8 protein-coding genes are annotated in these 8,494 nt (G+C 72.3%); 3 read left to right on the top strand and 5 right to left on the bottom strand.

The features are described from left to right. Window positions 1-80: 80 nt before the first annotated feature. Both I8N68_RS32060 and I8N68_RS32055 read right to left on the bottom strand, forming a co-directional pair. Window positions 81-500 (bottom strand): VOC family protein, encoded by a 420-nt coding sequence (locus I8N68_RS32060; RefSeq protein ID WP_200216856.1) that lies wholly within the window; start codon window positions 498-500, stop codon window positions 81-83. Further along, entirely contained in the window at window positions 476-1,048 is a 573-nt protein-coding gene (locus tag I8N68_RS32055; RefSeq protein WP_200216855.1) for a cob(I)yrinic acid a,c-diamide adenosyltransferase, read from the bottom strand. Before I8N68_RS32055 ends, I8N68_RS32060 begins: the two co-directional genes overlap by 25 nt. Here I8N68_RS32055 and murA point away from each other — a divergent pair. Together murA and I8N68_RS32045 are read left to right on the top strand one after the other, a co-directional pair. After that, window positions 1,047-2,486 (top strand): UDP-N-acetylglucosamine 1-carboxyvinyltransferase, encoded by a 1,440-nt coding sequence (gene murA, locus I8N68_RS32050; protein WP_200216854.1) that lies wholly within the window; start codon window positions 1,047-1,049, stop codon window positions 2,484-2,486. The genes I8N68_RS32055 and murA overlap by 2 nt on opposite strands. A 79-nt stretch (window positions 2,487-2,565) precedes the next feature. Further along, the gene (locus I8N68_RS32045) at window positions 2,566-3,414 is read left to right on the top strand and encodes a 3-hydroxyacyl-CoA dehydrogenase family protein (RefSeq protein ID WP_200216853.1); all 849 of its coding nucleotides are present in this window, start codon (window positions 2,566-2,568) and stop codon (window positions 3,412-3,414) included. A 52-nt stretch (window positions 3,415-3,466) separates the two neighbouring features. Here the strand turns inward: I8N68_RS32045 and I8N68_RS32040 are convergent, their stop codons facing one another. Genes I8N68_RS32040 through I8N68_RS32030 form a run of 3 tightly spaced genes read right to left on the bottom strand, consistent with a single transcriptional unit; the run spans window position 3,467 to window position 6,010 of the window. Further along, window positions 3,467-4,276 carry an alpha/beta hydrolase gene (locus I8N68_RS32040; protein ID WP_200216852.1) on the bottom strand — a complete coding sequence of 270 codons (810 nt, stop codon included), beginning with the start codon at window positions 4,274-4,276 and terminating at the stop codon, window positions 3,467-3,469. A 43-nt stretch (window positions 4,277-4,319) separates the two neighbouring features. Beyond that, window positions 4,320-5,165 (bottom strand): ABC transporter permease, encoded by an 846-nt coding sequence (locus tag I8N68_RS32035; RefSeq protein WP_200216851.1) that lies wholly within the window; start codon window positions 5,163-5,165, stop codon window positions 4,320-4,322. Then, window positions 5,165-6,010: an ABC transporter ATP-binding protein gene (locus tag I8N68_RS32030; protein ID WP_200216850.1), complete on the bottom strand. Its 846-nt coding sequence runs from the start codon at window positions 6,008-6,010 to the stop codon at window positions 5,165-5,167. Before I8N68_RS32030 ends, I8N68_RS32035 begins: the two co-directional genes overlap by 1 nt. A gap of 150 nt (window positions 6,011-6,160) precedes the next feature. Here I8N68_RS32030 and I8N68_RS32025 point away from each other — a divergent pair, with 150 nt between their 5' ends. After that, complete coding sequence (locus I8N68_RS32025; RefSeq protein ID WP_200216849.1) at window positions 6,161-8,167, top strand: ethylmalonyl-CoA mutase; 2,007 nt, start codon at window positions 6,161-6,163, stop codon at window positions 8,165-8,167. Window positions 8,168-8,494 lie beyond the last annotated feature (327 nt).

The raw sequence follows: 8,494 nt of genomic DNA, 5'->3' as shown, positions 1-8,494 counted from the left end.
GAAGACAACACGCCGTTGGCCGGCACCCCGACACGGGGTGCCGGCCAGCGGCGTATCGAAGAGACCTCACCACGCCGACGTCAGCCGACCTCGGCGACCAGCTCCACCTCGTACCCCTGCCCGTTAACGAGGTAGGCGGCGTACGTCCCCGGCCCGCCCGCTTGCGGATGCCGGTCGGGGAAGAGCAGCTCCCAGCCATGCTCGGAGGCGGCGGCGACCAGGGCGTCCACCGCGACCGGCGGGCCGGCGTGGAAGGCCAGGTGGTTGAGCCCGGGCGCGCGCCGGTCGTGCACCTGGCCGGAGAGCCCGGGGGACTGCTCCAGCACGAGGTAGGTCGGGCCGAGCCGCCAGGACCGGCCGGCCGGCCAGTCCTGGAACGGCGTCCAGCCCAGCTCGCCGAGGAGCCAGCCCCAGCTACGCCGGGCCGCGTCGAGGTCCGGCACCCAGATCTCGACGTGGTGCAGGGCTCCCACGGTCAGCGCTTCCCGCCCGGCACCCATAGCACATCTCCGTCCGGATTTGCCGTTCTTGACAGGATAAAGAGCAGATCGGAGAGCCGGTTGAGATACTTTGCCGGAAGGGGACTGGTCCGGTCGGGGTCGTGCGCGACCAGGGCCCACGCCGCACGCTCGGCGCGCCGGGCGATCGTCCGTGCCACGTGCAGCAGTGCCGCGCCAGCGGTGCCGCCGGGGAGGATGAAGGAGTCGAGCTTGCTCAGGCGTGCGTTGTACTCGTCGCACCAGCCCTCGAGGCGCTCCACGTACTCCTCGGTGACCCGCAGAGGCGGGTACTTCGGGTCCGGCTCGACCGGGGTGGCCAGGTCCGCGCCGACGTCGAACATGTCGTTCTGGATCGACCCCAGCACTGCCCGCAGCTCGGCGTCGAGCTGTCCCAACGCGAGCGCGACGCCGATCGCCGCGTTGCACTCGTCGACGTCCGCGTACGCGGCGATCCGTGGATCGGTCTTCGGCACCTGCTCGTTGTTGCTCAGCCTGGTCATGCCGGCGTCGCCGGCCTTGGTGTAGATGCGCGTGAGGTGGACGGCCATGACGCACAGCCTACGGATACCGGACCTGACCATCCCGGCACGGCCGGACCAGACCGGCTGGCCGGCCGGGGTGGGCCCGGGCGACGCCGGTGATCCGGCCGTCAACGACGTCGACGTCATCCGGGTACCCGGCGACGCCCGGCTGGCCGGCACGGTCCACGTCGTCGGGGCGAAGAACTCCGCGTTGAAGCTGATGGCGGCCGCGCTGCTGGCGCCCGGGCGCAGCGTGATCACCAACGTGCCCCGGATCACGGACATCGCCATCATGGGCGAGGTGCTGCGCCGGCTCGGCTGCGGCGTACGGTTCGGCGCCGACGACCCGGTCGATCCGATGGTGGCCCGCGGCGGGGTCGAACGCTCCCGCTCGGTCGTCATCGACGTGCCGGAACGGCCCGGCGCGGAGGCCGACTACGACCTGGTCCGGCGGCTGCGCGCCTCCATCTGCGTGCTCGGCCCGCTGCTGGCCCGCCGGGGGTACGTCCGGGTGGCCCATCCCGGCGGGGACGCGATCGGCTCCCGCGGCCTGGACATGCACGTCGCCGGCCTGACCCGGATGGGCGCGGACATCTCCGGTGAGCACGGCTTCGTCATCGCGTCCGCCCCGGACGGCCTGCACGGCGCGGACATCGTGCTGGACTTCCCCAGCGTCGGCGCCACGGAGAACCTGGTGATGGCGGCGGTGCTGGCCCGGGGCAGCACGGTGATCGACAACGCGGCGCGCGAGCCGGAGATCGTCGACATCTGCTCGATGCTGATCCGGATGGGCGCCCGCATCGAAGGGGAGGGCACGTCGACCCTGCACATCGTCGGGGTGCCCGAGCTGCACCCGGTCCGGCACGCCACGGTGGGGGACCGGATCGTGGCGGGGACGTGGGCGTTCGCCGCCGCGATGACCCGTGGGGACGTCACGGTCACCGGCATCGAGCCGGCCTACCTGGAGGTCGCGCTGGACAAGCTGGTGTCGGCCGGTGGCCTGGTGGAGACCCGTGGCGACGCCTTCCGGGTCCGGATGGACGACCGCCCGACCGCGGTGGACGTGGTGACCCTGCCGTTCCCGGGCTTCGCCACCGATCTGCTGCCGATGGCGATCGGGCTGGCCGCCGTCAGTGACGGTGCGTCGCTGATCACCGAGAACATCTTCGACGGCCGGTTCATGTTCGCCAACGAGATGATGCGGCTCGGCGCGGACATCAAGACCGACGGGCATCACGCCGTGGTACGCGGCCGGGACCGGCTCTCCGGTGCCCCGGTCCGGGCCACCGACATCCGGGCCGGCGCCGGTCTGATCATCGCCGGGCTATGCGCCGACGGGGTCACCGAGGTCTCCCACGTGCACCACGTCGACCGCGGTTATCCGGACTTCGTGGCCGACCTGCGGGCGCTCGGGGTGGCGGTCGAGCGCGGCACGGTCCCGGACGAGCCGGCCCTGGAGATCTGACCCGCCGGACGGCTTAGCGGTCGTTCAGGCTCGCCGACTAGGGTGCTGGCAGGTACTCATTCAGGCGAGGGAGAAGCAGATGGCGGGTCGACTCGCGGTCGTCGGTGCCGGGCTGATGGGCTCGGGTATCGCCCAGGTAGCGGCGCAGGCGGGCTGGCAGGTGACGCTGCGGGACCTGGACGACGCGGCCACGAAGCGGGGCGTCGACGGCATCCGGAAGTCGCTGGAGAAGTTCGCGGCCAAGGGCGTCATCGACGCGTCCGAGGTCGAGGCGGCGCTGGGGCGGATCACCCCGACCACCGACCTGGAGGCGGTCGCCGACGCGGACATCGTGGTCGAGGCGGTCTTCGAGCGGCTGGAGATCAAGCACGAGGTGTTCCGCGCGCTGGACAAGATCTGCAAGTCCGACGCGGTGCTGGCCACGAACACCTCGGCCATCCCGGTCACCCAGATCGCCGCGGTGACCGAGCGGCCGGAGTCGGTCGTCGGCACCCACTTCTTCTCGCCGGTGCCGATGATGAAGCTCTGCGAGCTGGTCCGCGGCTACAAGACCAGCGACGAGACCCTGGCCACGGCGAAGGCGTTCGCTGAGGGGATCGGCAAGACCGTCGTGGTGGTCAACCGGGACATCGCCGGCTTCGTCACCACCCGGCTGATCGCCGCGCTGGTCGTCGAGGCGGTCAAGCTGGTCGAGTCCGGCGTGGTCTCGGCGGAGGACCTGGACACCGCCTGCAAGCTGGGCTTCGGCCACGCCATGGGCCCGCTGGCCACCACCGACCTGACCGGTGTGGACGTGCTGCTGCACGCCTCGAAGAACATCTACACCGACACGGCCGACGAGAAGTTCTTCCCGCCGGAGCTGCTCCAGCGCATGGTCACCGCGGGCGACCTGGGCCGCAAGACCGGCAAGGGCTTCTACACGTACTGAGTCCGGCGAGCGGGCGGCGGTCGGGCGGGACCCGTCCGCCGCCCGCGACGGGTCACGGGCGGGGCGGGCGGAGGGCCGCGCCCAGCAGGGCGAAGGCGTCCGGGATGACGGTGCCCCAGTAGGCGAAGTTGTGCCGGCCGTCGGCCCAGGCGGTGCGGACCGGCGGCTCGGGCAGCGCCCGGGCCAGGGCGCGCACGTCGCGGAGAAAGTTGTCCTGCCGCCCGCACCACAGGCCGACCGGGGTGCCCCGCAGCTTGTCGGCGCCGGCGAAGACCGCGTCGCCGGGCCGGACCGCGGGGGAGAAGGCGGCCACCGTCCGCAACCATCCCGGGTACGCCTCGGCGAGCAGCAGCGCCCCGAAGCCCCCCATCGACCAGCCCCACACGGCCATCCGGTCGATGTCGAAGCCGCGCCGGGCGCACCAGGTCGGCACCTCCTCCCGCACCATCCGCTGCGGGTCGTCGTGCCCCGAACGACGCCAGGAGAGCCGGCCACCGGAGGGGCCGGCCAGCACGAACGGCGGTGCGCCCCGGCGTACCGCGTCGGTGAGGAAGCGGGCCAGGCCGAGGCGCCCGAAGTCCCGGGCCGTGGCGGACGCGCCGTGCAGGACCAGGCAGACGGGCAGGCCCCGGCCGTCGCCGTACCCCTCGGGGACCGCCGTCCAGAAGTCCACCTCGCGGCCCCGGGCGCCGGACGCGATGCGGATCAGCCGTTCGTCACCCGGCGGAGCGTCGGGTGGCGCGGGTGTCGACTCCGGCCGGGGCTGGGACAGTTCCCGGGCGGTGAGGCCGCCGACCACGGCGACGGCGGCCGTGCCGGCACCGGCCAGCAGCAGCCGGCGCCGGGTCAGGGTGTGGTGCATGTCGCACAGTGTTCCACCGGCGGTGACGGGCCGGGGACCGCGGTCAGCCGTCGCGCCTGGTGGTCCAGCGGAAGGTGGTCAGGCAGAGCAGCAGGCCGATCACGCACCAGGCGGCCAGCACCAGGGCGACCCGGCCCAGTTCGAACGAGCCGCCCGGCTCCTGGGCGCCGAAGCTGTCCGGCAGGAAGACCGAGCGCAGTCCCTGGCACATCCACTTCAGCGGGAAGAGCGCGGCCACCTGCTGCATCCAGGTCGGCAGCTCGGTGAAGACGAAGAAGACCCCGGAGATGAACTGGAGCACCAGCGCCACCGGGGTGACCACCGCCGAGCCGCTGCGGGCGGTCCGGGCCAGCGAGGAGATGGCAATGCCGCAGAGGGTGCAGGCTGTGACGCCGAGCGCGGCGACCCAGCCGAAGGTCAGCCACTTGGTGGCGGTGTCGGGCAGCTTCAAACCGAACAGCAGCACCGCGACGACCAGCAGCAGGGCGGTCTCGGCGACGCCGATCGCCACCACCATGATCACCTTGCCGGCGAAGTACACCCACTTCGGCATCGGCGTGCCCCGGTACCGCTTGAGCACGCCCCGGTCCCGCTCGATCGGGATCCAGATGCCGAGGTTCTGGAAGCTCACCGTCATCAGGCCGGTCGCGATCATGCCGGTGATGAAGTACTGGGTGAACTTGACCCCGCCGCCGATCTCGCCGTTGAAGATCGCGGCGAAGATCAGGATCATGATGATCGGGAAGCCCATCGTGAAGACGACGGACTCCCGGCTGCGCAGGAACTGGGTGATCTCCAGCCGCCCCTGCCGCAGCGCGAGGGCACCGGGCCCGAGCCGCCGGGCGGGGGTCGCGGCGATCGGGGCCGCCGGCTTCGTGGTGGTCGTCATCAGTGTCCGATCATCTTCAGGTAGACGTCTTCCAGGGTCGGCCGGGTCACCGTGAGGCCCGGGATCTCGCCGCCGTAGCGCGCGGCCAGCTCCGCCACCAGGGCCGTCGGCGTCGCGCTCTCCGTGGTCTCGAACTTCCCTTCCGGGGTACGCCAGGAGACCGTGGTGAGGGCGTCCTGCCGGTTGCCCAGCCGGTTCGGCGGGGCCACCTCGACCAGCCGGCCACCGGCGATGACACCGACCCGGTCGGCGAGCGACTCCGCCTCGTCCAGGTAGTGCGTGGTCAGCACGATGGTGGTGCCGGCGGCGGCCAGATCCCGGATCAGCTCCCAGAACTCGCGCCGGGCCTCCGGGTCGAAACCGGTGGTCGGCTCGTCGAGGAAGAGCAGCTCCGGACGCCCGATGATGCCCAGCGCCACGTCGAGCCGGCGCTTCTGCCCGCCGGAGAGGGTGTGCGTACGGGCTGCCGCCTTGCCGGCCAGCCCGACCCGTTCGATCACCTTGACCGGGTCGTCGGCGTCCGGGTAGAAGCCGGAGAAGTGCCGAACCACCTCGGTGACGGTCAGCTCGTCGAACTCGCCGGTGCCTTGGAGCACGATGCCGACCCGGGAACGCCAGTGCGGGTCGGGGTGGGCCGGGTCGCTGCCCAGCACGGAGACCTCGCCGGCGTCGCGCTGCCGGTACCCCTCCAGGATCTCCACCGTGGTCGTCTTGCCCGCGCCGTTCGGGCCGAGCAGGGCGAACACCTCACCGCGGTGGACGTCGAGGTCCACCCCCGCCACCGCGACGTTGTCGCCGTACGCCTTGCGCAGTCCCCGTACGGAGATCGCGAGCTGGTCATCCATCCGTCCAGTGTGCGACCTGGCCGCCACCGTGCGGAGTCCGGGGTGTGGCGTTCGGGGCCATGTCGGGCGCTCTGCGCCCGGACGTCCGCGACATGGACCTGTGTGGTTTTCCACAGCCCGTTTTACTGAACGGTAACTTAGACTCCGGCCATGGACGAGAAGGCTCTCCCGGGCCGGCTGCCGGAGCGCGACCGCCCCTGGGTGATGCGCACGTACGCCGGGCACTCCTCCGCCGCGGCCACCAACGCGCTCTTCCGCCGCAACCTGGCGAAGGGGCAGACCGGCCTCTCGGTCGCCTTCGATCTGCCCACCCAGACCGGATACGACCCGGACCACGAGCTGGCCGCCGGCGAGGTCGGCCGGGTCGGCGTGCCGGTGGCGCACCTCGGCGACATGCGGGCCCTCTTCGACGGCATCCCGCTCGCCGACATGAACACCTCGATGACCATCAACGCGCCGGCGATGTGGCTGCTCGCCCTCTACGGCACGGTCGCCACCGAGCAGGGCGCCGAGCTGGCCCGCTGCGGCGGGACCACGCAGAACGACATCATCAAGGAGTACCTGTCCCGGGGGACGTACATCTTCCCGCCGGCGGCATCGCTGCGGCTCACCGCCGACGTCATCGCGTACACGCTGCGCGAGATGCCGAAGTGGAACCCGGTCAACATCTGCTCGTACCACCTCCAGGAGGCCGGCGCGACGCCGGTGCAGGAGGTCGGCTTCGCCCTGGCCACCGCGGTCGCCGTGCTCGACGAGGTGCGCGACTCCGGTCAGCTGCCGGCCGAGCGGATGGGCGACGTGGTGCAGCGGATCTCCTTCTTCGTCAACGCCGGGGTGCGCTTCGTCGAGGAGATCGCCAAGATGCGCGCGTTCGGCGCCCTCTGGGACGAGATCACCCGCGAGCGGTACGGCGTGGAGAACCCGAAGCAGCGCCGGTTCCGCTACGGCGTCCAGGTCAACTCCCTGGGTCTGACCGAGGCGCAGCCGGAGAACAATATCCAGCGCATCGTGCTGGAGATGCTCGGCGTGACGTTCTCACGGGACGCCCGGGCCCGCGCGGTGCAGCTGCCCGCCTGGAACGAGGCGCTCGGCCTGCCCCGCCCGTGGGACCAGCAGTGGTCGCTGCGGATGCAGCAGGTGCTGGCGTACGAGTCGGACCTGCTGGAGTACCCCGACCTCTTCGAGGGCTCGCACGTGATGACCGCGCTGGTCGACGGGATCGTCACCGGGGCGCGGGTTGAGCTGGAGAAGGTGCTGGAGATGGGCGGCGTGGTGGCCGCCGTGGAGACCGGCTACCTGAAGAGCGCCCTGGTCGCCTCGCTGGCCGACCGCCGGCGGCGGATGGAGTCCGGCGCGGACGTGGTGGTGGGCGTCAACCGCTTCACCGAGACCGAGCCGTCCCCGCTGACCGCCGCCGGCGCCGAGGCGGTCGAACAGGTCGACCCGGCGGTCGAGGCGGCGGCCACCGCCTCCGTACGCGAATGGCGGGCCGGTCGGGACCCGGCGGCCGTCGACGCGGCCCTGGCCCGGCTCCGCGCGGACGCCGCGACCACGACGAACCTGATGCCGGCGACGCTGGAGTGCGTGCGGGCCGGGGTGACCACCGGCGAGTGGGCCGGCGCGCTACGCCAGGTCTTCGGCGAGTACCGGGCGCCGACCGGGCTGACCGGCGCGGCCGGCGTCGGCGGCGACGCCACCCTGACCGCCGTCCGCGAGCGGGTAGTCGCGACCGCGAAGGAGCTGGGCAGCGGCCGGCTGCGGCTGCTCGTCGGCAAGCCCGGCCTGGACGGGCACTCCAACGGTGCCGAGCAGATCGCCGTCCGCGCCCGCGACGCCGGCTTCGAGGTGGTCTACCAGGGCATCCGGCTGACCGCCGGGCAGATCGTCGCCGCGGCCGTGGAGGAGGACGTCGACCTGGTCGGCCTCTCGGTGCTCTCCGGCTCGCACCTGGCGGCCGTGCCGGCGGTGCTGGACGGCCTGCGGGCCGCGGGGCGGGGTGACCTGCCCGTGGTCGTCGGCGGCATCATCCCCGCCGGGGACGCCGAGGCGCTCCGGGCCGCCGGGGTGGCCCGCGTCTTCACCCCGAAGGACTTCGCGCTGACCGGCATCATCGACGAACTCGTCACCGTCATCCGCGAGGCCAACGACCTGCGCTGAGCGGCGGGGCGCTGGGGGCGACCGTCCCTGGCTTCGGGCGGTCAGGCTTGATCCCTGCGCCTTGGACGGTCGCCCCCAGCCCTGACGTGGTCCGGGTGCGTTCGTCCGCGCCGGGTGATTCCGGGGTGCGGGTGTCGGTCCGGCGCCGGTGGGACGCCATGGAGGTCAATCCGGTGCGAGGGCAGCGATGGTGTTCCACCGGCCGCCGCTGGCCGGGTCTGGGTGCGATGTCCGCCGGGCGTGGACAGCGCCGGGTCGGCGATCTGGTGTCGAATGTCCGGCTCGCCCGCGCGGGCTTGGGGTCGTCTACGCCTGATGCCCGATTCA

The organism is Micromonospora coerulea (genome assembly GCF_016598485.1).
Classification (GTDB): domain Bacteria; phylum Actinomycetota; class Actinomycetes; order Mycobacteriales; family Micromonosporaceae; genus Micromonospora; species Micromonospora coerulea.
The sequence above is the reverse complement of the archived record's forward strand: the minus strand, read 5'-3'. Positions and strand labels throughout refer to the sequence as shown.